Annotated in this window: 22 protein-coding genes and 5 pseudogenes; 13 read left to right on the top strand and 14 right to left on the bottom strand. The window is 69.0% G+C overall.

Features of this window, described 5'->3' with window-relative positions; genetic code table 11:
• Positions 1-12: 12 nt before the first annotated feature.
• Entirely contained in the window at positions 13-732 is a 720-nt protein-coding gene (locus OHA19_RS39145; protein WP_331750603.1) for an IS6 family transposase, read from the bottom strand.
• A gap of 56 nt (positions 733-788) precedes the next feature.
• Here OHA19_RS39145 and OHA19_RS39140 point away from each other — a divergent pair, with 56 nt between their 5' ends.
• Complete coding sequence (locus OHA19_RS39140) at positions 789-956, top strand: hypothetical protein (RefSeq protein WP_331750601.1); 168 nt, start codon at positions 789-791, stop codon at positions 954-956.
• A gap of 8 nt (positions 957-964) precedes the next feature.
• Positions 965-2062, top strand: coding sequence for a helix-turn-helix transcriptional regulator (locus OHA19_RS39135; protein WP_331750600.1), 1098 nt, complete (start codon positions 965-967; stop codon positions 2060-2062).
• Here OHA19_RS39135 and OHA19_RS39130 read toward each other — a convergent pair.
• Positions 2028-2846 carry a GNAT family N-acetyltransferase gene (locus OHA19_RS39130; protein WP_331754026.1) on the bottom strand — a complete coding sequence of 273 codons (819 nt, stop codon included), beginning with the start codon at positions 2844-2846 and terminating at the stop codon, positions 2028-2030. The two genes, OHA19_RS39135 and OHA19_RS39130, sit on opposite strands and share 35 nt — an antisense overlap.
• A 125-nt stretch (positions 2847-2971) precedes the next feature.
• Between OHA19_RS39130 and OHA19_RS39125 the strand changes: the two are divergent.
• Both OHA19_RS39125 and OHA19_RS39120 read left to right on the top strand, forming a co-directional pair.
• Positions 2972-3187 (top strand): annotated as a pseudogene (locus OHA19_RS39125) (terminal protein); the annotation flags it as partial.
• A 126-nt stretch (positions 3188-3313) separates the two neighbouring features.
• Positions 3314-6362, top strand: a pseudogene (locus OHA19_RS39120) (Tn3 family transposase).
• Positions 6363-6427: 65 nt separating this feature from the next.
• On the opposite strand, the gene OHA19_RS39115 reads toward OHA19_RS39120, so the two are convergent.
• Complete coding sequence (locus OHA19_RS39115) at positions 6428-7654, bottom strand: serine hydrolase domain-containing protein (RefSeq protein ID WP_331750598.1); 1227 nt, start codon at positions 7652-7654, stop codon at positions 6428-6430.
• 292 nt (positions 7655-7946) lie between these two features.
• Here OHA19_RS39115 and OHA19_RS39110 point away from each other — a divergent pair, with 292 nt between their 5' ends.
• The gene (locus OHA19_RS39110) at positions 7947-8723 is read left to right on the top strand and encodes a MerR family transcriptional regulator (protein WP_266921513.1); all 777 of its coding nucleotides are present in this window, start codon (positions 7947-7949) and stop codon (positions 8721-8723) included.
• 41 nt (positions 8724-8764) lie between these two features.
• Here the strand turns inward: OHA19_RS39110 and OHA19_RS39105 are convergent, their stop codons facing one another.
• Positions 8765-9352 carry a hypothetical protein gene (locus OHA19_RS39105; protein WP_331750597.1) on the bottom strand — a complete coding sequence of 196 codons (588 nt, stop codon included), beginning with the start codon at positions 9350-9352 and terminating at the stop codon, positions 8765-8767.
• A 257-nt stretch (positions 9353-9609) separates the two neighbouring features.
• Here OHA19_RS39105 and fabV point away from each other — a divergent pair, with 257 nt between their 5' ends.
• Positions 9610-10818 (top strand): enoyl-[acyl-carrier-protein] reductase FabV, encoded by a 1209-nt coding sequence (gene fabV, locus OHA19_RS39100; protein WP_331750596.1) that lies wholly within the window; start codon positions 9610-9612, stop codon positions 10816-10818.
• Here the strand turns inward: fabV and OHA19_RS39095 are convergent.
• Positions 10767-11270, bottom strand: coding sequence for an ATP-binding protein (locus tag OHA19_RS39095; RefSeq protein WP_331750594.1), 504 nt, complete (start codon positions 11268-11270; stop codon positions 10767-10769). The two genes, fabV and OHA19_RS39095, sit on opposite strands and share 52 nt — an antisense overlap.
• Positions 11271-11461: 191 nt before the next feature.
• On the opposite strand from OHA19_RS39095, the gene OHA19_RS39090 reads away from it, so the two are divergent.
• Positions 11462-11725, top strand: a complete 264-nt coding sequence (locus tag OHA19_RS39090) for a hypothetical protein (protein ID WP_331750592.1) — start codon at positions 11462-11464, stop codon at positions 11723-11725.
• On the opposite strand, the gene OHA19_RS39085 is transcribed toward OHA19_RS39090, so the two are convergent.
• On the bottom strand, positions 11718-12569 hold the full coding sequence (locus tag OHA19_RS39085) for an IS5 family transposase (RefSeq protein WP_266424814.1): 852 nt from the start codon (positions 12567-12569) through the stop codon (positions 11718-11720). The genes OHA19_RS39090 and OHA19_RS39085 overlap by 8 nt on opposite strands.
• Positions 12570-12728: 159 nt before the next feature.
• Here OHA19_RS39085 and OHA19_RS39080 point away from each other — a divergent pair, with 159 nt between their 5' ends.
• The 4 genes from OHA19_RS39080 (at position 12729) to OHA19_RS39065 (ending at position 17511) form a co-directional block, all read left to right on the top strand.
• A complete protein-coding gene (locus tag OHA19_RS39080) occupies positions 12729-13940 on the top strand; it encodes an IS4 family transposase (protein WP_331754021.1) in 1212 nt (403 codons plus the stop codon).
• A 658-nt stretch (positions 13941-14598) separates the two neighbouring features.
• Positions 14599-15573 carry a tyrosine-type recombinase/integrase gene (locus OHA19_RS39075; RefSeq protein WP_405722894.1) on the top strand — a complete coding sequence of 325 codons (975 nt, stop codon included), beginning with the start codon at positions 14599-14601 and terminating at the stop codon, positions 15571-15573.
• Positions 15574-15589: 16 nt separating this feature from the next.
• Positions 15590-15961 carry a helix-turn-helix transcriptional regulator gene (locus OHA19_RS39070; RefSeq protein WP_331750635.1) on the top strand — a complete coding sequence of 124 codons (372 nt, stop codon included), beginning with the start codon at positions 15590-15592 and terminating at the stop codon, positions 15959-15961.
• A gap of 428 nt (positions 15962-16389) precedes the next feature.
• Complete coding sequence (locus OHA19_RS39065; protein ID WP_331754015.1) at positions 16390-17511, top strand: hypothetical protein; 1122 nt, start codon at positions 16390-16392, stop codon at positions 17509-17511.
• Positions 17512-17554: 43 nt separating this feature from the next.
• On the opposite strand, the gene OHA19_RS39060 is transcribed toward OHA19_RS39065, so the two are convergent.
• The 7 genes and pseudogenes from OHA19_RS39060 to OHA19_RS39030 form a co-directional block, all read right to left on the bottom strand.
• Positions 17555-18793, bottom strand: a complete 1239-nt coding sequence (locus OHA19_RS39060) for a helicase associated domain-containing protein (protein WP_331750801.1) — start codon at positions 18791-18793, stop codon at positions 17555-17557.
• 81 nt (positions 18794-18874) lie between these two features.
• A pseudogene (locus tag OHA19_RS39055) lies at positions 18875-18979 on the bottom strand (helicase-related protein); the annotation flags it as partial.
• Positions 18980-19185: 206 nt separating this feature from the next.
• Positions 19186-19543 (bottom strand): annotated as a pseudogene (locus OHA19_RS39050) (ATP/GTP-binding protein); the annotation flags it as partial.
• A 93-nt stretch (positions 19544-19636) separates the two neighbouring features.
• Positions 19637-20827 carry a hypothetical protein gene (locus OHA19_RS39045; protein ID WP_331754012.1) on the bottom strand — a complete coding sequence of 397 codons (1191 nt, stop codon included), beginning with the start codon at positions 20825-20827 and terminating at the stop codon, positions 19637-19639.
• 384 nt (positions 20828-21211) lie between these two features.
• Positions 21212-21685: a hypothetical protein gene (locus tag OHA19_RS39040; protein WP_331748777.1), complete on the bottom strand. Its 474-nt coding sequence runs from the start codon at positions 21683-21685 to the stop codon at positions 21212-21214.
• Positions 21686-22198: 513 nt separating this feature from the next.
• On the bottom strand, positions 22199-22846 hold the full coding sequence (locus OHA19_RS39035) for an HAD family phosphatase (protein WP_331754008.1): 648 nt from the start codon (positions 22844-22846) through the stop codon (positions 22199-22201).
• The gene (locus OHA19_RS39030; protein ID WP_405753413.1) at positions 22843-24318 is read right to left on the bottom strand and encodes a prenyltransferase/squalene oxidase repeat-containing protein; all 1476 of its coding nucleotides are present in this window, start codon (positions 24316-24318) and stop codon (positions 22843-22845) included. Before OHA19_RS39030 ends, OHA19_RS39035 begins: the two co-directional genes overlap by 4 nt.
• Before the next feature lie 593 nt (positions 24319-24911).
• On the opposite strand from OHA19_RS39030, the gene OHA19_RS39025 reads away from it, so the two are divergent.
• Positions 24912-25304 carry a hypothetical protein gene (locus OHA19_RS39025; protein WP_331748768.1) on the top strand — a complete coding sequence of 131 codons (393 nt, stop codon included), beginning with the start codon at positions 24912-24914 and terminating at the stop codon, positions 25302-25304.
• A 310-nt stretch (positions 25305-25614) separates the two neighbouring features.
• Here the strand turns inward: OHA19_RS39025 and OHA19_RS39020 are convergent, their stop codons facing one another.
• Positions 25615-25911: a hypothetical protein gene (locus tag OHA19_RS39020; protein WP_405753541.1), complete on the bottom strand. Its 297-nt coding sequence runs from the start codon at positions 25909-25911 to the stop codon at positions 25615-25617.
• A gap of 18 nt (positions 25912-25929) precedes the next feature.
• Here OHA19_RS39020 and OHA19_RS39015 point away from each other — a divergent pair.
• Positions 25930-26161 (top strand): annotated as a pseudogene (locus OHA19_RS39015) (hypothetical protein).
• Positions 26162-26284: the final 123 nt, after the last annotated feature.

Genomic DNA, 26284 nt, shown 5'->3' with positions numbered 1-26284 from the left:
GCCGGCCTGGGCTCAGGCCGCGGTAGGTCGGCCGGTGACGCCGGTGATCTGCTCCCAGGTGGTGAAGCGGATGGTCATTTCGGCTCGGTGTTCGGATGCGGTCATCAGGTGGCGTCGGGGCCGGAAGTGGGGTGAGATGCCGCTGAACGCGGACAGGAACCGCTGGGCCCCGCCCACGCTGCGGAAGCCCTTCATGGCCCGTTCGCGTTGCCTCGTCGGCTGGTGGCTGTTCTCGGCCCGGTTGTTCAATCCCTTGTGGGAGCGGTGCTCCACCGAGGGCATGACCTCGCGGTGGGCGGCGCCGTAGGAACGCAGCCTGTCGGTGACGACCACTCGCGGCACCCCGCCCGTCGTCGTCATCAGCCTGCGGAAGAAGCGCCTGGCCGCGGCCGTGTCCCGCCGGTTCTGCACCAGGATGTCCAGGACATTGCCGTCCTGGTCGACAGCCCGCCACAGATACTTCTGCTCACCGTTGATCTTGATGAAGACCTCGTCCAGATGCCACTTGTCCCCCGGCCGTGGCTGTCGGCGGCGCAGCGCGTTGGCGTACGCCTGCCCGAACTTCAGACACCAGCGGCGCACGGTCTCGTGGGACACGATGACACCGCGCTCGAGCATCAGCTCCTCGACTTCACGGAAACTGAGCGGGAACCGGAAGTACAGCCACACACAGTGCGCGATGATCTCGACCGGGTACCGGTGCCCCCTGTACGACGGCGACACGCTCCCCACGGACGATCCCCCTCCACCACGATCAACCCGAGGATCCTCCCACGCCACCCGCCAACGTGACAGCGCCCGTCGTGGTCGTGGTCGTTGTGGTGGCGGGGGTCCTCGCGGCCTTCGGGATGCCGGTGTTCGGCGCCCTCGAGTTCATCGCCGGGGCCCTCTGCGTCGCGGTCCGGTCCGTCAGGGCCATGCGCGCGACGGACGTGCCGCCGCTCGAGGCCGTCTGAGCAGTTCCATGGGACGGCGTGAGAACGCCGTTGCCGCCGGCACCCGGCAGTCCGAAGCGCTCGCGCTGTGGCTACGTGCCCAGCGCGAGCGCCGAGGCGTCACCTACGCGGCAATGGCCAAACTGACCAACCACGAGTTCACCGCGTCGGCGCTGTCGCGCGGCGCCAGCGGCAAGGTGCCATCCCGCCGCCTGGTGCTCGCGTACGCGACCGCGTGCGAGGCGGACACCAGGGAAGCGATACGGTTATGGAAGGCCGCGCGCAGGGCTGAAGAAGAACGTCGACGCCGCGCGGGAATCTCCCCGGAGTTCCGGGACCTGGCCGTCTCGCTCCGTTCGGTGATGACCCACCCCGACCTCATCGACAGCTTCGCCAAGCTGCACGACGTCATGGTGGAAATGCGGGCCAGAGAGGGCCAGCCCTCCCTGAGTGACCTGCAGACAGCGGCAGGACGAGCCCCCGACGGCAAGCGGCACCGTCTGCCCAAGAGCAGCCTCAGCGTCATCCTCAGAGGTGAGGCCGTCCCCTCCCGCGCCCACCTCACGGCGTTCATGGAAGCGCTGACCGTCTCCCCGAACAACGTACGGCGCTGGCAGCAGGTGTGGGACCGCCTCGCGGACAGCACTCCCCGAAGACCGTCCGTGGCGCTCACGATCAAAGTGGTGGACGCCCCGCCGGCCGAAGAACCCCACGGACCACCCACCCCACTCGGCATCAGTGCCGCAGACCTCGACTTCCTCCGCGGCCAGATCCTCCTGGAGACCGTCCTCCCTGCCGGACCCGGCGTACTGCAAGGACCCCAGCCCCCGTGCCCCCCAGCAGGCACCACCCGCTCCGGCCTGCCCATCAGAACACCCCGCCGCTACCTCCTCACGCCCCAGCCGCGGGTGCCATTGGGCACCCGCACGGCCAGGCACACCACGCTGCTGCCCCAAGAGATCCCTCTCAGCCACCCCGTGACCACCAGGGGCTCGCTCCCGGACATCACCGAGCACCGCCCGGTGGAGACCACCGCGACGTGTGGACCCGTGCCGTCAACGACGCGGGCTACGCCGTCACCCGCTGCTGAAGTCAGCGCGCAGGGACGGGCAGGACGCCACGGATGACCAACTGCCGTCCGTACGGGGTGGGCATGGGCTCCAGCTGGACACCGGTGCGCAGCGGCTTCACCGAGAAGCGGAAGCCCTTGGTCGGGCCGTGGCAGATCAACCCGGCCGGGGTGGGAATGCCGATGCCGTCGGGGGAGAGGGTGAAGCCGAGCCCGGCGTAGAAGTCCGTCAGCTCCGGCTCGTGCGTGGCGTACAGGACGGCCGCACTCAGCTTCCCGTCCGGGTTTGAGCCCGCCGCCTTCTCCGCTTCGGCGACCAGGGCGCGCGCGATGCCCTTGCCGCGCCACTGGTCGACCACCGCGAGGGAGTCCAGGCAGGCGACCAGACCGGCGATGATGTGCGCGTTGGGCGATCCGATGAGCATGGGGTGGGTGAAGGCCCACGTTGCCGGGAGCGCCGTCATGCCGCCGACCAGGGTGGCGGACGACGTCTCCTCCACCACCCGTACGTACGAGGGCTTCTTCGGGTCGAGGCTCTGGTCGATCACTGTGGGAAGCACCCGCCAGGAGCCGTCGGGGTTGTCCGGGTCGGCCAGCCGGATCACCGGCTCCAGTGGGGCCGTGTCGGCGCGGGTCGCGTCCCGGATCACAATGCCGTCCGGCAGCGCCGGGACGCTCACCGGGATGATGTCTCCCGGCTGAATCCCGGACCGTTCGGCCGTGGTGGGGGCGGCGTACATGCGCTCACCCAGCACGCTCCCCGAGTACAGACGCTCCGCCTCGCGGCGCGCCGGATTCCCCGACCGCCGGGCACCCTTGCGCGCCCCGTTCCGCTTCCCCACGATGTTCCTCCCCTTGTCACCGCAAACCTCCCCCAGCCGGCACTCTCCTAACACCTGTCGGTGGCAGGCAACTTGGGCGCGGGAGCCCGCCGACTGTCCACAGGCGATCCGTGGTTCCTGGAGGTATGAGCGATCACGAGCAGCAGCAGTCGGCCCCGCGCCGCGACAAGGTCCTGGGGGCCCTCGCGCGGGCAGAGCGGAAGGTCTTCACCCGTCCCGCGCCGAAATCCGCAACGGCACAGGTGAAATTCCTTCTCACGCGGGCGAAGGGTTCCACCAAGGCCCTGGCGGAGCGCCTGGGCGTCTCGCGTCGGACAGTGGAGCGCTACCGCGCCGGGAAGGGGCTTGAGGAACATTCATGTCAGATCGTGCGCTAAGCCTTCGCGGTGTTGATTGGCGCTTTGACCTGGGGTGATCGCCTGTCAGAGCCTTCGTGGGTCGCTGTTGTCGATCTTCGGAGAGTTGTTGTGGCGGTCGAGTTTCTGTCGGGCGAGCAGGCTGGGTACGGGGCGTATGTCGGGGTGCCGTCTCGTACCGAGTTGGAGCGGTACTTCTTCCTGGACGATGCGGACAGGGAGGCGGTGCAAGCCAAGCGTCGTGCGCACAACCGGCTCGGGTACGCGGTCCAGCTCACGAGCGTGCGCTACTTGGGCCGGTTCCTGCCGGACCCGCGGCAGGTGCCGGCGGAGGTGGCCGAGTATCTGGCCGAGCAGCTGGAGATTGCGGATCCGTCGTGCCTGAAGGAGTACGGCGGACGGGACGGGACGGCCCGCACCCACGCCGGGGAGATTCAGGAGGCCGGGGGCTGGCGGGACTTCGCCGAGGTCTCGGCCGAGCTGAGTGAGTGGCTGGACGCGCGGGCCTGGACGACTGGGGACGGTCCGAAGGCGTTGTTCGATGCAGCGGCGGGATGGCTGCGCGAGCGCAGGGTGCTTCTGCCCGGGGCGAGCCGCTTGTCACGGCTGGTGGGCAATGTCCGGGAAGCGGCGAACCAGCGGCTGTGGGACACCCTCTACGGACTGCTGAACACCGGCCAGCGAGCGGTGCTGGACTCGCTGCTGAGGGTGCCGGCCGGTGCGCGGGTCTCGGAGCTGGACCGGCTGCGGCGCGGGCCGGTGCGGGTGTCGGGCCCGCAGATGAAGTGGTCCCTGGCCCGGGCAGAGGGGATCGCTGATCTAGGCATGGGTGAGCTGGACGTGTCGGAGATACCGCCGCGCCGGCTCGCGGAGCTGTCGCGGTACGGGGTGGACGGCAAGGCGACGCTGCTCAAGCGGCACAATGACGCGCGGCGCCTGGCGACGCTGCTGGCCACCGCGGTGCACCTGACGACACGGGCGGTCGATGATGCCTTGGACCTGCTGGAGGTGCTGATCGCCACGAAACTGCTGGCCAAGGCCGAGCGGGAGACGGCCAAGGGGAAGATGAAGACCCTGCCGAAAGTCGAGCGGGCCGGGGCGAAGCTGGCGACCGCGTTCCAGGTCGTCTTCGATACCACTGCCGAGCAGGTCGATACCGACACCGGGGAGATCAGCGCCCCCAAGGTGCAGACTCTGGCGGCGATGTGGGAGCAGATCGAGGCGGTGGTGCCGCGCAACGAGCTGGCCGCCGCGATCGCGGCGCTGTTCGAGCTGACCCCGCCGCTGGACTCCGATGCGGATCAGGCATGGCGGGCGATGCTGGCCACCCGGTTCGGGACGGTGCGGCCGTTCCTGAAGCTCCTGGTCAAGGTCGTGGACTTCGGAGCGACTCCGGAGGGCGCCCCGATTCTGGCCGCGCTGAAGACCTTGCCGGAGCTGATGGGCCGCAAGAAGGTGGGACCTGCCGAGATCGACACCGAGCTGCTGGCCGGGTCCTGGCGGCGACTGGTGCTGGCCGCGCCGAACCTGGAGCCGGGGACGGTGGACTGGAAGGCGTACGTGTTCTGCGTGCTGGAGCAGTTCCACCGCATGCTGCGCCGGCGGGAGATCTTCGCGAAGAACTCCTCCAAGTGGGGCGACCCGAGGGCGAAGCTGCTGGCGGGTGAGGCATGGGAGCAGGCCAAGTCCACCGTCCTTGCGTCCCTGGGCCTGCCCGAGGGCGCGGGCGAACACCTGGCGGCGCGGGCCGCGCTGCTGGACGGTACCTACCGGGAGGTCTCGGGCCGCCTGCCGGAGAACGCGCAGATCTCTTTCGACGATGACGGCCGCCTGCACTTCGCCGCGCTGGAGCCGGAGCCCGAACCGGCCTCCCTGCTCGGTCTGCGGGCTGCTGTGAACGCGATGCTGCCCCGCGTCGACCTTCCGGAGGTGCTGCTGGAGGTGTTCTCCTGGACCGGCGCCGACCAGGGGTTCACCTCGGTCACCGGCGGCGAGGCCCGGCTCAAGGACCTCCCCGTCACCATCGCGGCGCTGCTGGTGGCCCATGGCTGCAACGTTGGCTACACCCCCGTCATCAGCGGGGTTGACGCGCTGAAGTACGGGCGGTTGTCCCACGTCGACCAGACGTATCTGCGGCTGGCGACCTACCGGGCCGCGAACGCCACACTGATCGACGCCCAGGCGGCGATCCCGCTCGCCGGTGCGTGGGGCGGCGGGTTGGTCGCCTCCGTGGACGGGATGCGGTTCGTGGTGCCGGTGCCCTCGGTCTACGCACGGCCGAACCCGAAGTACTTCGGGCGCCGGGGCGGTGCCACCTGGCTCAACATGATCAATGACCAGGCGGCCGGACTCGGCGGGAAGGTGGTGGCCGGCACCCTGCGTGACTCGCTGTACGTGCTGGACGTCCTCTACGACCGCGACGGCGGCAAACGCCCCGACATGATCGTTACGGATACCGTCTCGTACTCCGACATTGTCTTCGGGCTCCTGACCTTGGCGGGGTTCACCTACGCACCGCAGTTGGCTGACCTGCCGGACCAGAAGATGTGGCGCATCGACCGCACGGCCAACTACGGCGCGTTCCAGGACGCGGCCCGCGGCCGGGTCGACCTGGTCCGGATCGAGCGGCACTGGGAGGACATCCTGCGGATCATCGGCTCAATCCACACCGGGGCCGTGCGGGCCTACGACGTGATCCGCATGCTGTCGCGCGACGGCCGGCCCACCCCGCTGGGCGACGCGATCGCACACTACGGGCGCAGCTCCAAGACCCTGCACATCCTGCGTCTGGCGGACGAGCCGGCCTACCGGCGGAAGATCAAGGTGCCAACCTCCAGGAGGGCCGCCATGCGCTCGCCCGGAAGATCTTCCACGGGAGGCCGGGCAGCTCTACCAGCGCTACCAGGACGGCATGGAGGACCAGATCGGCGCCCTCGGCCTCGTCCTCAACGCCCTGGTGCTGTTCAACACCCGCTACATGGACGCCGCCGTACAGCAGCTCCGCGAGGAAGGGTTCGACGTCCGCGACGAGGACGTGGCCCGTCTCTCCCCGTTCGTCCGCCATCACATCAACATGCTCGGCCGGTACTCCTTCCAGCTCCCCGACCTGCCCGGGGACCTGCGTCCGTTGCGTGAGCCGGACGCCACCGACGAGGAATGACGCCCGGCGCCGGTCCCGGGCTCTCGTCTCTGACCCCAGCCGCAAAGTATCGGTCGAGCTCGTTGTCAGTCGATGGCCTGGTAGAGCGTGGTCCAGAAGTCGTGCATGGCACGCGGCGAATCCGGGGTGGACAGTCCGACCTGAGTGAGCAGGACTCCGGTGAGCTGGTTGGTCCTGTCTGCGTAGGCGGTGGTGCCGGTACCGCCGAACCAGCCGAACTGGCCGATGGGCGCGTAGTCACCGCGATAGGTGCGCACCGCCATCCCGAGGCCCCAGCCGCCGTTCGCCCCCTGGCCGGACGACAGGTGGGCGACGTTGCTGAACATGGCCTCCCGGGCGGCTAGTTGCTCGGGCGAGAGACGGTTGGTGGTCATCAACTCGACGGCGGCCCGGGACAAGATCCGTTCGCTCCCGTGCATCCCGTGGTTCAGCAGCATCTGGAAGTAGGCGTGGTAGTCATCGGCGGTGGAGACCAACCCGCCGCCGGCGCCCTGGAACGCGGGAGGCACGCTGGACCTTCCCCCTGCCGCCTCGTCCCATACGAGGAACTCGCCGGTCTGCGGGTCGGGCCCGTACAGCGGCGGCAGTCGGTCGATCTTGTCGGCGGGCACGTGGAAGGCGGTGTCCTTCATCCCCAGCGGATCGAGGATGCGTGTCCGCAGGAACGTCTCCAACGACTGTCCCGTGACCCTGGAGACGAGCACACCGACCACCTCGTTGCTGAGGTCGTACTGCCACCGCACTCCGGGCTGGTACTGCAGCGGCAGTTCGCCGAGGCGGCGCATCCACTCGTCCGGCTCCGGGGCCGGCCCGGATGCCACGCTGTAGTCGAGACGCTCGAAGGTCGCGGCCCTGATCGGGGAAGCCATCGACTCGAAGTCCACCCCGAGCCCGAACGTGGAGGTCAGCAGGTCCCGTACGGTGATCGGCCGGTGTGCCAGCACGGTGTCGTCCAGGGGTCCGTCGGGCCGCTTCAGCACCTGCCGGTCGGCGAGTTCGGGCAGCCACTGGTCCACGGGGTCGTCCAGCCGCAGCCGACACTCGTCGAGCAGGATCATCGCCGCCGCCATCGTGACCGGCTTGGACGTGGACGCCATCCGGAAGATCGTGTCCCGGCGCATCGGGGCGCCACCGTCATGACGCATCGTCCCGATCGCTTCGACGTGCGTCCGGCCGCCGCGGCTGACGAGGGCGACAAGGCCGGGAATCCGCTTGGACGCGACGTGCTGTGCCAGCACCTCGCGCAGCCGGCGCAGCCCTGCGTCGGAAAAGCCGCTGTTGCTTGTTCCCATGATGAATCTCCTGTTCACGATGTGGTTCTCACGGCGGCCCTGGTCGCTGCCTGGCCCTTCGAACAGCCATGTGCAGAGCCTGCAGCCTTGACCCAAGGTCAAGGTCAACCCCCTGTACCGATCAAGGGGTGACCGGCACCGATCGCAGGCGTCCCGGTCCCTCTTGGCAGCAGGGGGTGGGCTGGAGCTGGTGCGCGCTATCCTCACCCCGGTGATCATCCGGACTTCCCGGCCGTCACCGACGCGGTGCGCGAGACCGCAGCCGCCCACGATCCGGAGGTGCGCCGAGCCGATGACAGACGGGCTCACGATCGGTCAGGCGGCGGCGTTCGTCGGTGTCACGATCAAAACCGTGCGGCACTATCACCGGCTCGGCCTGGTCGCCGAGCCGGAACGCGATGGCTCCGGCTACCGCCGTTATCGATCGGACGAGCTGTACCGGCTGGTCCAGGTCCGGACCCTGGCCGCGGCAGGCGTGCCGCTGGCCGAGATCGGTGACCTGCTCGACGCCGATCCCACGACGTTCGCCGCCACCCTGGACGACGTCCACCACCAACTCACCGAACGGATCGAAGACCTGATCGCGCGCCGCGACAGGCTGCACCGTCTCGACCATGGTGACCGCGCCCTGCTGCCCGACCGGGCCTGCGCGGTCTTGGAGCGGCTCGCCGAACTCGGCTTCGGTCCCGACTACGTGGCCGGTCAACGGGAGGCTCTGGTGCTGGCCCGGGCACTGGTCCCGGAGATCTTCGACAGCTTCCTGGCCCGGCTCGAACACTCCCTGGACGACCCCGAGTCCGTCGAGCTGACCAAGCGTGGTTGGGATGCGAGGGCCTGGGATCCGGACGACCCGCGGATCGAGGAGTTGGCGTCCACGCTGGCCGACAAACTGCTGACCCAACGGGCGCTGCTGGCGATGCCGACCGGGTTTCAAGACCAGTCCGACGCTGCCTCCCGGTACGCAATGGTCAACCACCACCGGGAAGACCAGTCACCGTCCATCGCCCGGTTGAACACGCTGGTCGAGGCGAACCTGCGTGCGGCCGGCATCACCGTTCCGAGTCAGTAACGGCCGCCCAGCAGACCCGGCACTGCGGCGAGACGCCCGCCTCATCCCGCCGCGTCCGAACCGGGATCTGCCCGGCGGACGGCCACGCGTACAATGTCCTCGCTGTCGTCCAGGTCGCCGTTGAGCCCGCGGAAGAGGCAGGTGACGCTGTAGGCGGGCACCCAGGCGTGAGCGGTGCACTGGTCGTCGTGCGGGCAGGGCACCAGCACGTCGAACCCGATGTCGCCCTCGCCGTCCACGTCGGTGCGCAGGGCGAGGGTGAGCTGCTGCTGCCCGAGGCGGCTCTCAGCGACGCGGTCGCCGTCGGCAAGGTCGGAGCCGTCCCTCCAGCGCCACAGCGGCAGGATCTCCTCGCCGAAGGTCCGGCGTACGAGGTTCAGGTCGCCCAGGCCGTCGCCGTCGTCCAGTCCGAGGTCGGCGGTGCGCTTCTGGCTCAGGCGCTCCAGGTAGGGCAGGAGCCGGCAGAGGCTGTCGGAGAAGACGATCTCGGGGAAGCCCTCGGACTTCAGGCGTCGGCACGAGTCGGCCATGTCCTTGCCCTGCTTGATGACCGTGTCCTCCGGCACGGTGCGGTTCGCCGGCCTCGGTCCCTGCCGCTCGATGCAGACGCTGACGGGGGTGGCGACCACGACCGCGATGGGGGAGCTTCCCTGTCAAGTCAATGTGTTCAGGTTGGCCAGTGCTGTTTTCAGTCCCGTCGGCTCCGGCGAGAGGTCTGCCACCAGCTGCCCCCGCTGGAGATAGTGGGAAACCCTCCAAGCCCGGTTGGACATCGTTGTGCCGGTTCAAGATCGCCGTGCTCATTCGCACGGCCGCAGACTGGCAGGACGGGTGGCCGAGACGGCCGCCACGTCCACTTCTGTGACGACACCTGGGGCACCACACCGTGAGCGAACGCGTCATTGCGCCCAAGAGCCGGGGCTTCCTGTTCCTCGACTCCCATCCCGGCGGTTGCCGACAGCTGGTGGACGTGATGTGGCAGGCCGTCCCCGCCCCGGCCACCGCCGGGGGCGAAGGGCCGGTGGCGCTGGTCATCGGCTCGTCCGCTGGGTACGGCCTGGCCGCCACGATCGCTGGCCTGGCCCGTGTCGGTGTCCGTGGCATCGGCGTGTGCTTCGAGAAGGCGCCCGCGCGCCGCACCGGCACAGCCGGCTGGTATCGCACCGCCGCCACCGCCCGGCTCGCCAAGGAGCACGGGCGGGACATGGTCTTCCTCAACGGCGACGCGTTCAGCGACACGGTGAAGGAGCAGGTTGCCGACCTCCTGACCGAGCGGTTCGGGGGGCGACTCGACTACCTGGTCTACTCGGTGGCAGCGCCTCGCCGCACCGACCCGGACACCGGCGACGTGTATGCCTCGGTCCTCAAGCCGGTCGGCTCGCCGTACACCACCAAGACCCTCGTCTTCGACGAGTACGGTGCACCGGAGGTGAAGGAGGTCACCACCGCGCCGGCCGAAGGTGACGACATCGAGCAGACCGTGGCGGTGATGGGCGGCACCGACTGGGAACGGTGGATCACGTTCCTGGCCGACCGGTCGCTGCTCGCCGACGGCTTCAGCACGGCCGCCCTGTCCTACATCGGATCGCCGCTGACCGCGGCGATCTACCGGCAAGGCACCATCGGCGCCGCGAAGGCCCATCTCGAAGCCACCGCACGCATGTTGGACGCGCGCCTTTCCAAGACCCTGGGCGGCCGGGCCGTGACCTCGGTCAACGCCGCTGCCGTCACCCAGTCCTCCACCGCCATCCCCGGCATCGCCCTGTACGTCGGGCTGCTGCGCGGCGTCCTCGGCGACGCCATGGTCGCCCCCATCGACCAACTGGTCGACCTGTGGGACCAGCTGACCGGCGCCCGCCCCCTCGACCTCGACGACGAGGGCCGGGTCCGCCTCGACACCTGGGAACTCGACCCCACCGTGCAGAACGCCGTCGCCGAACGCTGGTCCACCGCCACCAGCGACACCATCACCGAACTCGCCGACCTCGACTGGTTCAGCGACGAAGTCCGCCGCCTCTACGGCTTCTCCGTCCCCGGCATCGACTACACCGCCCCCGTCGAAACCGACGTCCCGTGGCCCACTCTCACTACCTGACCCGCGCCGTGAACGCCCCCACCAGCGGCCCCCACCGATCGGGATCCGGCACCCGCACTACTTGCCACGTACTCAACCCACACCCCTCCTGATGCTTGAACACGCTCAAGCATCAGGGAAGTGGGCACGCCATGGCGGCGGGCGGTCGCGATCAGGTTGGCGCGCACGGACTTCTCGCAGTTCGTCGCGTCGACGACCGTCATCTTCCGGCGGGCGAGGCGGGCTTCCAGAACGGCCTGGAGCGCGAACACGGCGTCGCCGGTCGCCTCCTGACAGCCTGCGTCGTCACTGACCAGGGCCCGGAACCTGTCGAGTTCCAGGACCTGCGTGTCGGGCCAGGTGGAGGCCCACGTCGACTTGCCCGACCCGGCCGCGCCGATCAGGACCACGAGCGACGGGTCGGGGATTGTCGTGTCGACGGGCAGCGCATTTTCCAGGCGGAACGGCTTCATGCGAATTCTCCCTGCGGGTCAAGAGCACGGGTGGCGTAGCAGGTCTGCAGGCCGGCGTTCTCGGAGATGAGCGCGGCGGCCTCGTACAGCGGGCACGACATCTCGCCGTCGCGGTCCGGCTCGATCCGTCCGGCGGCCCGCGCGGCGACGGTGAGCAGCTGCGCGAGGGCGCCGAGAACTCCGTCCTGGCGGTGGATCTCGCGCAGAATCGCGGCGAGCTCGCGGGCGTCGACGTCGTCGGCAGTCAGGCCGTCCTCGATCTGCTGGACGGCGAACTGGGCGATGCCGGCCGAACCCGCACCCGGTACAGGCGGGTGCGGGTCGGCCGGTCACCGGGGCGTCGCCTTGGTGGTGGCGATCAGGGCGGCGAGGGTCTCCCAGCCGTGGTGCCAGGCGGAGTCCAGGTGGAAAGCGCCTTCTCTGAACTAAGACCCACCGGCAAATGGATCATTTGAGGCGTCGGGTGGTGGGGCGGCCGTCCCAGCGGTAGCGGCTCGTCGAGCGTCGAATGAGCATGCGGAGCGTGACGAGTGCGGCGGCGAGGTAGAGGTAGAAGTCCACGACATCGCCGCTCCTCTCGGTGCAGCGCCGCAGCTTGCCGTAGTCGTTCATCCACGAGTGTGTGCGCTCCACCACCCAGCGCTTGCCGGCCTGGATCGGGGCGGGCACGCCTTTGCGGGCGATCTCGGCCGAGAATCCCAACTCGCCGATCAACACACGTGACTTGGTGCTGTCGTACCCGCGGTCGAGGTTAACGTTGACAGCCTCCGGCATCGCACCAGCCTGCTCTTTGGCCGCTGCCAGGGTGGGGCCGAGCAGCGGCGAGTCGTGCCGGTTCGCCCCGGCGGATACGATCCCGAGTGGAACCCCGCACGCGTCGGAGGCGACCGAGCGCTTCAGTCCTTGCTTGCCCCGGTCGACAGGCGAGCGCCCCGCTTTCTCTCCGCCGCACGGCGCCTTGGTGATGCAGCCGTCGACCGAGATTTCATCGAGGTCAAGGCCGATCATGCGGTCGTACGCCTCCAGGGCGATCCGGTGCAGCGCTTGTGAGATCCCCATCTGAGCCCACAGCTTGACGCGGCGTCGGATCGTGCGGTCGGAGCATCCGGGCGAGGAGATGCGCTCGTATCCGGAGCCGTGGACCAGCGCTTGGACGACGTGGTCGAACACGACGCGGTCCGGTATACGCCGCCGATGGCAGCCGAGCGGATGGTCGGGGTCAAACTCGGCCCGATCGGGCAGCAGGGCCCTGAACTGGTCCCAGGCGGGTTCAAGCAGGCATGATGGCAGCGCGGGCACAGTCGTCCTTCGCGGTCACAGAGCGTAGAGAACTCCATGATCACGCGGGCCTGTGCCCGTTCTGCTGCCACCCCTCATCGCGACCGTGCTCCACCACCTACTGCCGGTCGGTCTAAGCCCAATACCGTTCAGTTAAGTGCTTCTGGGTTATCGTGGGGGATGCCGCGTTCTGGTTGGGTGAAGCCGTCGTCTGATGTCCGGTTGTCGGATTTGGTGTCTGTGGGGTTGCTGACGCGGGTGTTTCCCGCGGATGTGGTTGACGCGGTGATCGAGGAGGCGGGGCGTACCGAGCGGCGTCACCGGTCGTTGCCCGCACGGGTGATGGCGTACTTCTCGATCGGGATGGCGCTGTATTCGGATGGCTCCTACGAGGATGTGTTCGCGCAGCTCGCGGACGGGCTGTCGTGGGCGTCGGGGTGGTCGGAGTCGTTCACGCCGCCCTCGAAGTCGGCGATCTTCCAGGCCAGGTCTCGTCTGGGGTTCGAGCCGGTGCGGGATCTCTTCGCTCGGGTTGCGCGTCCGCTGGCGGGGCCTGGCACGCCGGGGTCGTGGCTGGCCGGGCGTCGCCTGGTGGCGATCGACGGGACGTGCCTGGATGTGGCAGACACGGCAGCCAACGCGGAGTTCTTCGGGCGGCCCGCTTCCAGCCGGGGGGAGCGGGCCGCGTTTCCGCAGGCCCGCCTGGTGGCATTGGCGGAATGCGGCACCCATGTGGTCTTCGACGCTGCCACCGGCCCGTGCAGCGTGTCGGAGATCGAGTTGTCCCGGCAGCTCGTCGGGCGGCTGGAGCCGGGCCAGCTGGTCCTGGCAGACCGGGGCTTCTACGGGTTCCGCCTCTGGCAGCAGGCCGCGGCCACGGGTGCGGATCTGCTCTGGCGAGTGAAGACGAACCTGCGGCCCCGGTATCTGGAAACCCTGGCCGATGGGTCCTGGCTGGCCCGGATCGTCCCGACGTCGGGCACGAACCGGGCCACGACGGAGCCGCTCACGGTCAGAGTGATCGACTACACGGTCGATGACGGCCGGGACAACGCCGAGGAGTACCGGCTGTTGACCACGATCCTCGACCCTGCCGAGGCCGGCGCCGAGGACCTCGCAGCCGCCTACGCCCAACGGTGGGAGATCGAGACCACCTTCGACGAGCTGAAAACCCACCAGCGCGGGCCCCGCGCGGTACTGCGCTCGAAAGCCCCCGACCTTGTCCAGCAAGAAATCTGGGGACACCTGTGCTGCCACTACGCCATCCGCACCCTGATGGCCGACACTGCCGCACTCTCCGGCCACGACCCCGACAGAGTTTCCTTCGTCAAAGCCCTCCGCATCGCTCGCCGTTCAGTCGCGCAGAGCGCATTTCCCCCCTCCGGGCGCTGACGCAGCCGACGCGATCTGGCATCACGCCATCCGATGGCTCACCCAACACCTCAACCCAACACGCCGAAAACGCTCACACCCCCGAGTCGTCAAACGCAAAGTCCTGAAATGGGCCGCGAAACGCTCCCACCACACACACTGGCCCCAGCCCAAACACAGCCCCCACATCACCATCCAAGCCACTAACTGAACGGTATTGAGGCTAAGACGTTCGCGACCCGTGCCGCGCTCAAGCGCATCGCACCGGATCTGCTGCTGTCCCTGCAGTTCGCCCGCTCGCGCCCGGGGCCGAAGGACCTGCGCGAGGAACTCTTCCACCAACTGCGCCTGCCCGGAAAGATGCCGGGAACTGCCACCCCCTTGTACCGGCAGCTGATGACCGCGCTGCCGCGGCGCCCGTACGTGATTGTGTGTGACGAGGCTCAGCAGTACAACCGCGCCTGATGTGGGGCGCGGGGTTGTTCGTAAGGCGGGAGTTGCCTTTCTCCAGCCGCCTCGTTGATGTCTTCGGTGGCACGCCTGTTGTTCAGGCGTTGCCTTAATCGAAGAGTCGTTGACGTGATGGCGGTGGAGTGTGGGGGAGAAGCCTCTTCTTCGGCTGGTTCAGGGCGGGCTGACAGGCCTCGTCCCTGATGCCGATCGGGCACCGGACGTGTGGGTGTTCCAGGCCGGCTGCGTCCAGGCGTTCGCCGCGACGTGGGTGGTGCGGGGGTTCGCCCCGACGACGATCGGCGCCTACACCTCCCTGCTTCCACGGGTGCTGGCCCACTTCGACCGCCCGGTGTGGCAGATCGAGCCGGCCCATGTGGACGCGATGCTCCACACTCTGCTGCTCGCGGGCCGGACTGCGGGAACCAGACGCCGTTACCTGGACATGCTGCGCGCGTTTCACACGTTCGTGCGCCTGCGCTACGCCGCCGAGATCCGCGCCCTGTACGGCACCACCGTGGGTGATCCGCTGGACCGCTTCAACCGGCTGCGCCATGTCTGGGACGAGCCTTCCCGCCGGCTGCCGCCCACGGCCGAGCGCCTGGCGGCCTTCTTCGCTCACGCACGAGCCCGCCTGACCGTCACATCCGACTACCCGGCCGCGGCACGGGACTACGCGCTGTGGCGCACCCTGTACCACTCCGCGCCGCGGCTGAGTGAAGCACTCCACCTCGAGCTGTACGACGTCCACCCCGAACTGGGTCCGTCCGGCAAGCTCCATGTGCGGTTCGGCAAGGCGGCCAACGCCTCGGGACCACGCCCGAGATGGGCCCCGATGCTGGACGGCCTGGACCAGATCCTTGCCTGGTACCAGAGCGACATCCGCCCCCTGTTCCCCGATACCACCGCCCTGTTCTGCGACGCCCACGGCCAGCCGCTGAAGCCGGAGACCGTACGCGACCGCCTCTCCCGCCACCTGGACACCGAAGCAAGGCTCGAGGGCGATCGGTTCACCCCGCACGACCTGCGCCGCGCCTGCGCAACCCATCACTACGAACAGGGCATGGACCTGCTCACCGTCCAGCAACTGCTCGGACACCACCACATCGCCTCCACCATGGCCTACGTCCGGCCCTGCCTCACCTTCGTCGAGGAAGCCTGGCGCCGCGCCACGCTCACCGCCATCACCGGCCTGGCCGGCTGACCCCCCGGGAGCCCCCGTGACCACACCCCCTCTCCACGCCGTGGAAACCCCCGCCCCGCCACCCGAGGTGGAATGGAAGCTGCGCATCGCCGCTGCACAGCGCGGCATCTGGACAGGCACGCAGCTGCGCCGCCTCCTGGCCGAGCGGGCCGGTCTCGAGCTGTCCGCCGCCTCGGTCTCCGCGCTGTTCACCAAGCAGCCTTCCCAGGTGAAGCTCTCCACCCTGGCCGCCCTGTGCGCCGCCCTCGACTGTACCCCCGGCGACCTGCTGACCCTGCAAGAATCCACCGCACCCTCAACCCCTCCGCCGCGCCCCGCCCCCGATCCGGCCCGGCAGCCTTCGCAGCAACAGCCCGTGCCCCGCCACCGATCTCTCCCGCCGCTGTGACCGCCCCCAAGACGACCGCGATCCCACCCGCGCCCGCCACTGCAGTGCCCCGGACGGCCAAGGACACCTGCTCGGTCTGCCACCGCCTGCGCCGGCTGTGCCTCGACACCGGCCGCTGCGCCTGGTGCTCACGAACCTGCGCCCTGTGCGGCGCTCCACGACGATCCTCCCAGGACCTGTGCGCGGTATGCCGACACCGCTCGGCAGGCCGACCGGCACGGGGCCCGTGCCAGCACTGCGGGCGTCGACGCACCCTCGACGCGGGGACTCGGCGGTGCCGGGCCTGTACCGATCCCATCACCGCACCGCCCCCGGCATGCTGCGAACGCTGTGGCACCAGCGGCCAGTGGGCCAAGGGCCTGTGCAAACGCTGCTACGAGCACTCACCACACACCGTCATCACCCGCGCGACCGGCTGGGCCGAGCGCATGCCCGCCGCACCACCCTGGTGGAGCGACTTCGCCGCACACCTCGCCGATCACCGCCACCCCATCTACGCGGCAGACGTCGTCGCCACCACCGCACGCCTGATCATCGCGACCACGACCGGTGATCCCGGCACGCTGCTCGCCCACGCCCACAGCAACGCCCCCGAACTCGTGGGGGCACTCACCGACTTCTTCCGCACCCGCGGCCACCTCGCCCCGCCACCAGACCTCGCCGACCAGCGCGCAGCAACCCGCCGCGCCTGCCGCATCGAGGCCATCCCCGCCCCACTGCGTCCTCAGGCCGACGCCTTCGCCGACTTCCTGCTGCTCCAGCGCGAGCAAGCCCGCCAACTCGGACTACATCCCAATCAACTGAAGACCATCGAGATCCGCCTGGACACCATCCGTGACCTGGCCCTCCACCTCCACCCCAAGGAGCATACGAGCTGGGCGAGCATCACCACCACCGACCTGGAATCCTTCCTCACCCTGGCCCCGGACCGCCGCGCCTCCCACCTCGCAGGGCTGCGTCAGTTCTTCGCCTACGCCCACCGCTCCAAGAGCATCCTCCACAACCCCACCGAGCCAATAACTGCCGTACAGCAGAGGGGATTTCACGGACCCACCCTCACCGCAGGCAGACAGCGCACCCTGTACGAACGCTGGACCACCAACTACGACATCCACCCGCACGAAGCCTTCATCGGCCTCGCCGCCCTCCTGCACGCAGCAACCATCACCGAGCTGCGCCAGCTCACCGACGCCGACATCGCCCCCGACCGCCATAGCGTCCGGTTCCCCGGCAGATCAGTGCACCTCCCATTGGACAGTGCGACCTGGACGGCGCTGCAACGCTGCCAGGAGCACCGGAGCCGACTCGGTACGGACAACCCCCACCTGCTTGTCACCCGGCTCACCCGAACAGACCACGGACCGGCTGGCGCCGCCCACATCCGCGACAGCCTCGCTCCCGTCGGCCTCCTGCCGCGCATCCTGCGCTCCACACGTCTGCTCGCTCTCGCAGACGAACTCGATGCCAAGATCCTCACTGTCTCCTTGGGCATGTCCTACGCAGGAGTCGCCCACTACCGGCCCTCCCCGAAGCTCACCAGGCCCCTGTAATGGATCACCAGGCCCAGGCACTGTCCCGGCCAGGGGAGCGACCTCACCAGCGCATGCCGAGTACATCCAGGTCCGCACGGCGCTGCCCGGTAAGCCTGTCAGCACGCTTCCGTACGTTGTCGAGCCAGGTGCCCAGCCGTACGCTCACAGGCTCCTCAGCGCCGTTCTGGCGGCCTACTGCGACACCTCCTTCCAGGTGTTCGACGTACTTCCGAGGCACCCTCAGGTGTCCTTCCCGGGCATGGAACTGCTGTGCAGCCGCCAGATTGACCGCCCACATGTCGTCCTGGGTCCGCTTCACCGGGCGCTCTACTCCCTCAGCGGGTTCGATCCCGAGGACGTTCTCCAGGAGCCATTGCTGTGCGGGCAGCAACTGCTCCCAGCCGTGCCGCTGCGCCGTGACCCAGCGTCCGAGGTCTTCGCCCTGCACGATCACTTTGCCGGCCAGCACCGGCAGGACCCCGCCGTCCTGGAGGAGGTTCTGGACGAGCCGGAAGCACCGTTGCCACCCCGTATTCCATACAGGGCACCACCCCGGGTCGATCTCCTCCAACGCCGCCCGCCGCGCCTCGGCCAACGCGCCCGTACTGGTCTCGACAGCCAGGCCGGCCTCACGGCGTTCCGCGTTCGTGTCCGCAGCTCGGGCGGCGTATCGCTGGTTCTTGGTCCAGGTCCCGACCGGGTACCCGTCCCAGACCGCGGCCGCGGGCGGCAGGAGGTGTCCGTGCACGGTGGCCCAGGCGCGGGCGGCTGCGAGGCCTTCCTCGAACGCGACGTCCTGGTGCGACCACACCATCCCCAACCCGGCCAACTGCTCCACCCGCCCCGCATCCAGACGCCCGGCCTTGTGGGATTTACGCTGGTCGGCGAGCCATGTCCCGAGCGGGAACCCGGCCGGCACCCAGGTGTCCGGGGTGATGTAGTCGTACGGCACCCGCAACTGCTGCGCCCCGGTCTCCTTCACATACCGCACGCACGCCTGGATACCGCGCCGCCAGAACGTGTTCTCCGGCTCGATGACCCGCAGCTTCACGAACTGGGCCAGCAGCGCCGGGTCACGGGGTGTGCTGAACTTCAGCAGCTCCCGCGCGGGCGCACTCGGCGCCCGCACGCCCTCCGGCTCTTCCCGCTCAGCTTCCGCCTCGCCTTCCTCGGCTTCATCCCGGAACCAACTCCCGCTTCGGATACGGGGATCGGCGAGGTGCTCGATCGTTTCGGTGTCGTGCGCCCGCAGCGCCCCGAGGACCTTCGCGAGGGTTCCGTAGGCATCCGAGGTCAGCATTTCGTCCGGACTTTCACCCGGAGCGAGAAATACGGGAACAATCAGAGAAGCAATCTTCCCTTCCCCCGGCTTGATTCTCAGGGCTCGTCCGACCATTTGCACGATATCGATCATCGACCCCCGAGCATCACAGAATGCGACGGAATCACAATTCGCGGTATCGACGCCCTCGCCCAGTACCTTCACCGAGCTGAGCTATCGATTCCCGGTGTGGTTTGGGGTGTGGGAACGGGTCTGGGCTGGGGTGTTGCAGGTTGGGTGAGAACTGGTCGAGGTGCTTTCGGCCGGGGTGGTAGGCGCTCTGACCTGGTGTTATCTCAATTCTATTGAGAATTACTGGTGTTGTTGCAGATGGTTTCTGCGTCTAATGGCAGTGCCTGTGTTTTGCCTGGTCAGCGTGGGTTGGGTTCGCGGCCGCGTGTGGTGTGGTGGTGGGTTTCAGCGAGGTGGTCCAGGCGGACCTGGTCCAGTGACGCCTTGGTGATGCGTTCGGTGCCGTCGAGGATCGCGGTGATCGCGGCTTGCCGGATGAGTCGGGTCAGGCTCCCGATTCTTCCCGCGGTCCGCTGGTGGAGATAGGCGGCGTGACGGGAAAGCGTCCCGGCCCGGTGTGCCCGGAGATCGAGTGCGGCCTCTACTCCCGCGATCAGTTCTCTGAAGGGTTCGCGTGTGCCGTGCCGGGAACGCCCCGCATTCCACGAGGGAAGCCCGCCCCGTGAGTTGCGCCCCGCGTACCCCACTGAACAAGGGTGGCTTCGGGATGCTGCAGGACCACGGTCCGATGCCGAGTCACGAGCGTGAATTGAGGGCTGTTCTGGCTGTTCGTCGGCTGGCGACGGCATCTCAGTGCCAGGTGTTGTCGTTTCCGGAGGTCTTGGTCGGGAGCCGGTAGCCGAACTCCTCCCGGAGCTTTGGGGCGGCAGCGTCCGAACGCATCGACAGCGCGATGAGCACGGCGAAGCCGAGCGCCCAGATGCCGGCGACGATCAGTACCGGCGCGACATCCGCGGTCCGGTGGACCACAGTGCCGAGCGCTGCGGCGCCGAGCAGCGCCCAGACGGTTGTCGCCGCGTGCAGTTCGGACGCCTGGGTCGTCGTCGCGGTGATCGCGTGCGCGCGGTCGATGTCGGACACGTCCGCGCCCCCGCGGCGCACCCGTACAAGAGTGCGTCGCAGTTGCCGGATCCGGAGCACCCTGATGCCGAGAAGTACGAGCAGGCACAGGACGCCGAGCCCGACGCCGACCAGCTGCACCTGTCTCCAGATGGCAGCCGTGGGTGAGAGTGAGGGGCTCATCATGGCGAGGCTCGCGATGGCGAGGGTCACGAGCACGGGGGTGGTCGCATGGTCGAGTTCGGTGGCCTCGGCGCGCTCTCGGGCCTTGACCTGCTGCCGCAGTTCCGTGTCGGCGTCGCCGAGGAGGAGCTGAGCGGAGCCCTGTTCGCCCAGGGCCCGTGCGGGAAGGCGCTCAGACGCGGTACGGCTCCACCGTCGGTCGGCGGCGATGAGAGCGAGTACGGCCGGGACGCAGAGCACGCCTGAGAGGAGCAGGGTGATCGCCACCATCGGCCAGGCGGACGCGGCGAGCAGGATGCCGGCCGTTGCCAGGAGCAGGAAGCCGATGACGATGCTCGTCACGACCGCCGGGAAGAACGGCGTGCGTGTGACGCGGCCACGCACCTCGACCGCATTCCTCAGCGCCGACGAGTCCTCAGCCGGTGCGTACATGCCCGCGAGCGCCAGCTGATGGAAGGTCAGGGCATAGCCGAGCACGATCAGGAAGACGGCGATGCCCAGCGCCGCAGCGATGAGCGGGCCGCCGAACACCGGCACGAAACCTGGCGGGTCGTCGGGGAGACCGAGTCTGCCGATGAGCGCGAGGACGGGAAGCAGACCGAACAGCGCCCCGCAGCCCACGGCCGCTGCGCCCGACACGCGCACCAGGCCGCCAGTGATCAGGACGCTGCGGGTCGGCGGCAGCTCGGGGCCGCGGTCGCGCCGCTCATCGCCCAGGGGAGCACACTTCGCTTTCACCGTCCTAGGCTCTCACGGGTGTGCGAAGCCGTCGTTCTGCGCCCCGGCAGCACCGTCGCGGGCCTCTGATTCGGTATCTGCCTCATGCTCGACTGCATCCCCCTGGATGCCTTCTGCTAAGGGCTCCCGGCCCCGTAGGCGCGGCGCTGCTCGGCGATCCACTGCCCGAGCGGATACCCGCCGACGCCGCCCCAGCCTTCCGGTGTGACGGCCGCGTGCGGCTCCCGCAGCACCGTCCGGCCGCTTCGATCCCGCGCCGCCAGTAGGTGCCTTGCGGGTCGATGATCCGCCGCCGGTGGGTCGCCGTGCGCTCAGACGGCAGGCCGCGTCGCGGTAGGCCAGCAGCTGTTCAGTCGGGGTGCTGGGTTGGTGTGGGTAAGGAGATCAGCCCTCTTGAGCGACGGCAGCCTGGCGGAAGGTTTCGACGGAGTCGTTGGGCCCCGGATTGATGATGGCCACCATGCCCTTGCCGCACGCGGAGGGGTTGTGGATGTACACCGCATTATGGGTGGAGACGATGATGCTGAAATTATCTCCTTCGCCGCGGGTGCCGGAGTCGAAGCCACCGAGGGAGTGGCACGGGTCACTCAGGCGGGACGTGCTCTCGGCAACGCCGTCGGCCGAGCGGTGGAAGTGGAAGGTGACCGTGTCACCGGGACTGGCAGTGATCATTTCGGGGGAAAAGCGGTCCCTGCCGTCCATGCCGACTTGGACGTCAACCTCCTGGCCGGCCTGCGCGGCGGCGGGCGCCACAGGGGCAACGGCCGATGCGGCCGACAGGGGAGTGAGCAGCGATCCGCCCACTGCCATACACACCATCAGTTTCTTCACCATGCGCTGCCCAACGACGCAGGCCATGCGAGGTTTCTGCGAAACGGAGCCGCCCGCCACCCCGCAGGACCGGCCCGGCCGGCCTGGCGCTTGTTGGTCCAGACGTGACGACGTACGACACGGCCCCGCAGCCAGCAGCACAGCAAGGGGTACATGCACATGTACCCACATGGCCCGTGAACGGATTCGGTGGCCGGCCGTCGTGGACCGGGCGCGGCAGACCATGGAGTGCTACGAGGATGGCATCACGCTGCGCCAGGATGCTGGCGCTGACTGGAGCGGGTGGCAGCCCTCGCCTGCTGCCCGGAGAAGCTCAGCGAGCCCGGCAGCATCGAGGTCCCCGTCCTGCGCCCGCTTCGGGGCGATGCGGATGTGCCACAGGGCGTCGGTCTTCCACGCGGGCACGGTTCGGAGGGCAACCGTGTCTGCGGTCCCTCGGGGTCGGTGGTGGGCGAGTCAGTGGTGGCGCGTGTGGCGGAATGGTTCCGGAGGGGTGGCTCTGGAGTGGTGGCGGCAGGTGTGCGGGAGCTGGGGGGCGCCTTACGGGTGTGGCGGGCGGTGGATGGTCCAGGGGGTGGTGCGGATGTCGATGGTGTCCATCCGGGCGGCGTGGGCGGCGCTGGTGCCTTCGTCGGTGTTCTCGTAGGCCAGGCAGCTGGTGGGGTCCAGGCCGAGACGGGATGCTGCGGTGAGGTAGGCGTCCGGGGCGGGTTTGAGGCCTGCGACGTCCTCTCGGGCAACGATGACGGGGAAGAGGTGGGCCAGTCCGACGGCGGTGAGTCCGGCTCGGACGATGCGGCCGTCGTTGGCGGATGCCACCGCGACGGGACCTTTCGCGGCGGCGGCGTGGGCGGCTGCGACTACCGCTGTAACCGGACGGACCTGGTGGGCGTTGGCCAGCCAGTAGCTGCGGGCGGCGCGCACGATGTCGGAGTCGGTGCATGTTGGCGCGATTCCCTGGTCGGCGAGCAGGTGCCGGCGCAGTTCGCCGAGGTCGGCGAGTGGCACTCCGCGCAGCCACTGCAGCGGGACGTTCGTACCGTGGGTGGCCAGTGCGGCGTGGACGGCGTGCAGGTTGATCTCGCCCGTGTCGACGAGGGTGCCGTCGAAGTCGAAGATCCGTGCGGTGTAGCGGCCGGCGCGGGGGGTGGGCCCGTCGGCGTGTGCGGGCGACCGGAAGGGCCTCATTGTTGCTGCCCGGGCCGGGCCTTTGCAGGGGTGGGAAAGGCATGGGTGAGGCCGCGCAGGACATACGCCGGTGCGAGTGCGGGCAGGTCGAGCGGAATGGGCCGGGGTGAGGCTGTGTCCGGGACGGAGTCGAAGCCCCCGTCGGGCTGCTGGAGGGTACTCAGGTAGGCGCCGGCGGCGTGCAGTACCGTCGGCCGGGTGGTGGGGCCGAGGGCGGCGAGCGCGTACCCGGTGGAAATCGGGTCGCTGGGTGAGCCGTGACGATGCCCCCATCCGCCGTCGCTGTTCTGGGTGGTGCTGAGATAGCTGGTGGCCCGGTGAACGGCCTTGCGGGCATGGCCGGCGGTCTCGGGGTCGAGAAGTCGGTGCTCGAGGGCGGCATGCAGGCCATGGGCGGCACGGAACAGCGCGTTGCCTTCCGACAGACTCCAGCCGCGCTCGAAGGTGCCGTCGCTCTGCTGGTTGCGGATCAGCCAGCGGGCGCCGGAGGCGATGGCGGAGGCGTTGGCGCGGGGCCGGTCGGCCAGCGCCGTCATCGCGCCACCGGTCATGGCCGCCTCGGAGGGGTTGGTGCGCAGGTAGACGGGCCAGCCACCATCGGGGTTCTGGATCCGTCGCAGATAGGCGTGACCACGCTCCAGCGTGTGAGCGTGCAGGGCGGGGGAGTGACGGTGAAGGAGTGTGAGGACGGTGTAGGCGGTGTCGGTGTCGGTCTGGGCGACGCCTTCGGTGAAGGACCAGCCGCCGTCGTCGGCCTGGCGGGCGGCGAGCCAGGCACAGATCCGGTCCAGGAGGGCACGGTCGGCACCGGCCTCGGACAGGGCGAGGCCCGCGACCGAGGTGACCCAGGTGTCGATGTCCTGGCTGAGGGAGAACCCGCCGTCCGCGCCCTGGGTGGCCAGCAGTTGTTCGACGCCCGCATCGACCAGGCGCTGGTGAGCTCGGTAGGGGCGCAGAGCGAACAGATACAGCAGGTGGGACAGATGATTCCGTTCGTGGATACGCTCCCCGCGCAGTACGGCGGCCAGCGGCTCCAGATCGGCGACCGCGACGGGGGCGGTGTCGTGGTGGGCGTGGATGAGGCGGCAGGCCAGCATCTCCGGGCGCTTCCAGCTGTGCAGCCCTTCGGCGGCGAATGCCTCCGGGGCCCGGCGGGGCAGCGTGCCCAGGGCGCCGGTCAGGTAGAGGACGGTGTCCATCAGCATCCGCTTGCGCACGGCGGTGTGATGCCGGAACCCGGCCAGGGCGTCACCGTCCTCGGCTCTGGGCAGGGGAGTTCGGGTCATGGCCGCACGGGCCAGGGTCCGGTCCGGAGCGCTCCCGCCGGGCTGGGCCGATGCCGATTCGAGGAAGGCGTGCAGGCGGGCGCGGGCTTGGTGATGGCCGCCTGTGGCGGCGAGCAGGCGCAGTGTGAGGGAGGACTCCAGCACACGGCTGCGGCATGGGCAGTGCAGCCGGCCCTGGGCATCCACGAGCCCAGCGAGGTGGCCACGCAACCGGTGCACCGTCACCTGTAACGGAAGGGATCCCAGTGCGACCGACATCGGTTCACCTCTGCTGAAGGAGCGGGAGTGCGGGGTTCAGAAGCCAGCGAGCCGCCCGAGGCCGCCCGATGTCCTTCCGGCTTTCATGTCCAAACCACCGCCGAACGGACGCCGGAAACCTGCGGACTTCATCCAGGGAACGAGCGGACGGACGCAGGGTCACGAAGACACAGACACCGGGACCCTCCACCTTCCGGCTTGCCCAGCCAGGACGTTCCGCACAGACCGACTGATCCTGGCCCAGGAAGTGCTGTTGGCTGACGCGGATCGGTGTGCTCACCCACCTGGGTATCGACATGGTCCAGCTGAACACGAGCCGCCCACTGCTCTCGGATCACTGGCACACCAGGCGCTCCGCCTCGTACCGTCCCGGATCCCGGAAGTGTCCACGGCCGGGGCTTCCGGTGCGATGTACGCAATATGAGAGTTATTCCCTGATTCTGCGTCATGAGCGTTATATATGGCATCTGTTGCTACGTTCGCATCGTTCCATACGGCAAACTCCGGAGAAGGACACAACCATGCGTACGAAGAAGATGCGGGCGGCCGGGCTCACGGTCGCTGGGCTGTGCGTGACGGGCCTGGCCGTGGCCGGCGGGATGGCGATCGCCGCCACCTCAAGCTCCCAGGCCCCGTACGCCCAGGCCGGAGCACTGGTCAAGGCCGACGGCTCGATCGTGCACTCCAAGGGCGTCTCGGAAGTCACCAGGTCGGGCCACGTCTTCTGCGTGAAGATCAGCAACGACGACGTCGACCTGTCCCGCGCCATCGTGACGGCCACCCCCCGCGACGGCATCGGCTACACCCTCCGCGCCATCGCAGGCGGCTGCGCGAACGGGAAGGGCGTCCAGGTGGCCACCTACAACGCCGACGCCGGCGGCGCAGCCACCGCGTTCTACGTCGCCGTGCTCTGACCTGACCCGGCCCCCTGGAGGGTCCGTCCGCACGGACGGGCCCTCCACCATCGGACTATCAGTCAGTACACCGGCTTTCGCACGGCGGCAGGCACCGCGTCTGCCCTCCCGCCCTATTCGCCAGCAGCGATCGGCAATCCCCGTCGTTGGGCGGCCGATGCCGCTGCCCGGGAAGAGGCCAAGGTCTGGCAGGACGAGTGCGGCGGGCTGCCCAGGAGCAGGCTTCGAAGAAGGAAAGCGAGCACGAGGCCCGTCGTCCCGTCTGCACCGGCTGCGGGGCGAGGTTCACCAACGAACGGTGGGAGGCGGCTCACACGACGGACTGGGGAGCCCCGCAGGACACCCACCCGCACCTGTGCAACGACGGTAAGCGAAGGTCGTCGCCGAAGGCCAAGGGGTCGGCGAGTACCAGGATCGTGAGCTGGTGCATCGTGGGACAGAGCAGCACCAAGCCGGGCGCGAGGCCCAACGTCCTGTCTGCATCAAGAAGGCGATCGAGCGCGCCGGCCATGGTGTTCCCCAAGAGCCCCGCCCGTCTCCGTGCGAGGACTGCGACCAGCGGTTCGTCACCGACGTACACCAAGCCTGGCCGGATGAGAACCGGCATCAAGAGCAGGGTCAGGTCCTGCCCGAGGCCGGCGGAAGCTGGCTCTCCCGCTTCCGCGGGACGCGACCGGACCGGGACTACACCGAACTGGTCGGCGGCACGCTGGACGGCCTGCTGCTCGACATCACCGGCTGGACGGCGGAACGAGATCCAGACCGGCGCCGCGCTGATGACCGAGCTCGGGCAGATCAGCCCCGGCGGCCAGGCGATGTACAACCCGCGACCCGGCCACCCGGTCCGCTTCACTTGACCCGGCGACACTCCCTGAACCCTTCCGGTCGACTCCCCCGCGCAGCCAACCGCAGCTGCCCCGGCGAGTTCTTCCCGCCCCTTGGAGGGCAGCGTGGGCCGGCCGCCCGTGGCCGTCCTGGTC

It is taken from the genome of Streptomyces sp. NBC_00012, from assembly GCF_045040875.1.
In the GTDB taxonomy this organism is placed as follows: Bacteria; Actinomycetota; Actinomycetes; order Streptomycetales; family Streptomycetaceae; genus Streptomyces.
The sequence above is the reverse complement of the archived record's forward strand: the minus strand, read 5'-3'. Positions and strand labels throughout refer to the sequence as shown.

Bases quoted from the DNA above. Each gene is read 5' to 3' on its own strand.
- OHA19_RS39135 (WP_331750600.1), top strand. From the start codon at position 965: ATGGGACGGCGTGAGAACGCCGTTGCCGCCGGCACCCGGCAGTCCGAA.
- OHA19_RS39115 (WP_331750598.1), bottom strand. From the start codon at position 7,654: ATGGGAACAAGCAACAGCGGCTTTTCCGACGCAGGGCTGCGCCGGCTG.
- OHA19_RS39110 (WP_266921513.1), top strand. From the start codon at position 7,947: ATGACAGACGGGCTCACGATCGGTCAGGCGGCGGCGTTCGTCGGTGTC.
- OHA19_RS39095 (WP_331750594.1), bottom strand. From the start codon at position 11,270: ATGAAGCCGTTCCGCCTGGAAAATGCGCTGCCCGTCGACACGACAATC.
- OHA19_RS39080 (WP_331754021.1), top strand. From the start codon at position 12,729: ATGCCGCGTTCTGGTTGGGTGAAGCCGTCGTCTGATGTCCGGTTGTCG.
- OHA19_RS39065 (WP_331754015.1), top strand. From the start codon at position 16,390: ATGCCCGCCGCACCACCCTGGTGGAGCGACTTCGCCGCACACCTCGCC.
- OHA19_RS39060 (WP_331750801.1), bottom strand. From the start codon at position 18,793: ATGCTGACCTCGGATGCCTACGGAACCCTCGCGAAGGTCCTCGGGGCG.
- OHA19_RS39040 (WP_331748777.1), bottom strand. From the start codon at position 21,685: ATGGCCTGCGTCGTTGGGCAGCGCATGGTGAAGAAACTGATGGTGTGT.
- OHA19_RS39035 (WP_331754008.1), bottom strand. From the start codon at position 22,846: ATGAGGCCCTTCCGGTCGCCCGCACACGCCGACGGGCCCACCCCCCGC.
- OHA19_RS39025 (WP_331748768.1), top strand. From the start codon at position 24,912: ATGCGTACGAAGAAGATGCGGGCGGCCGGGCTCACGGTCGCTGGGCTG.
- OHA19_RS39020 (WP_405753541.1), bottom strand. From the start codon at position 25,911: ATGCCGGTTCTCATCCGGCCAGGCTTGGTGTACGTCGGTGACGAACCG.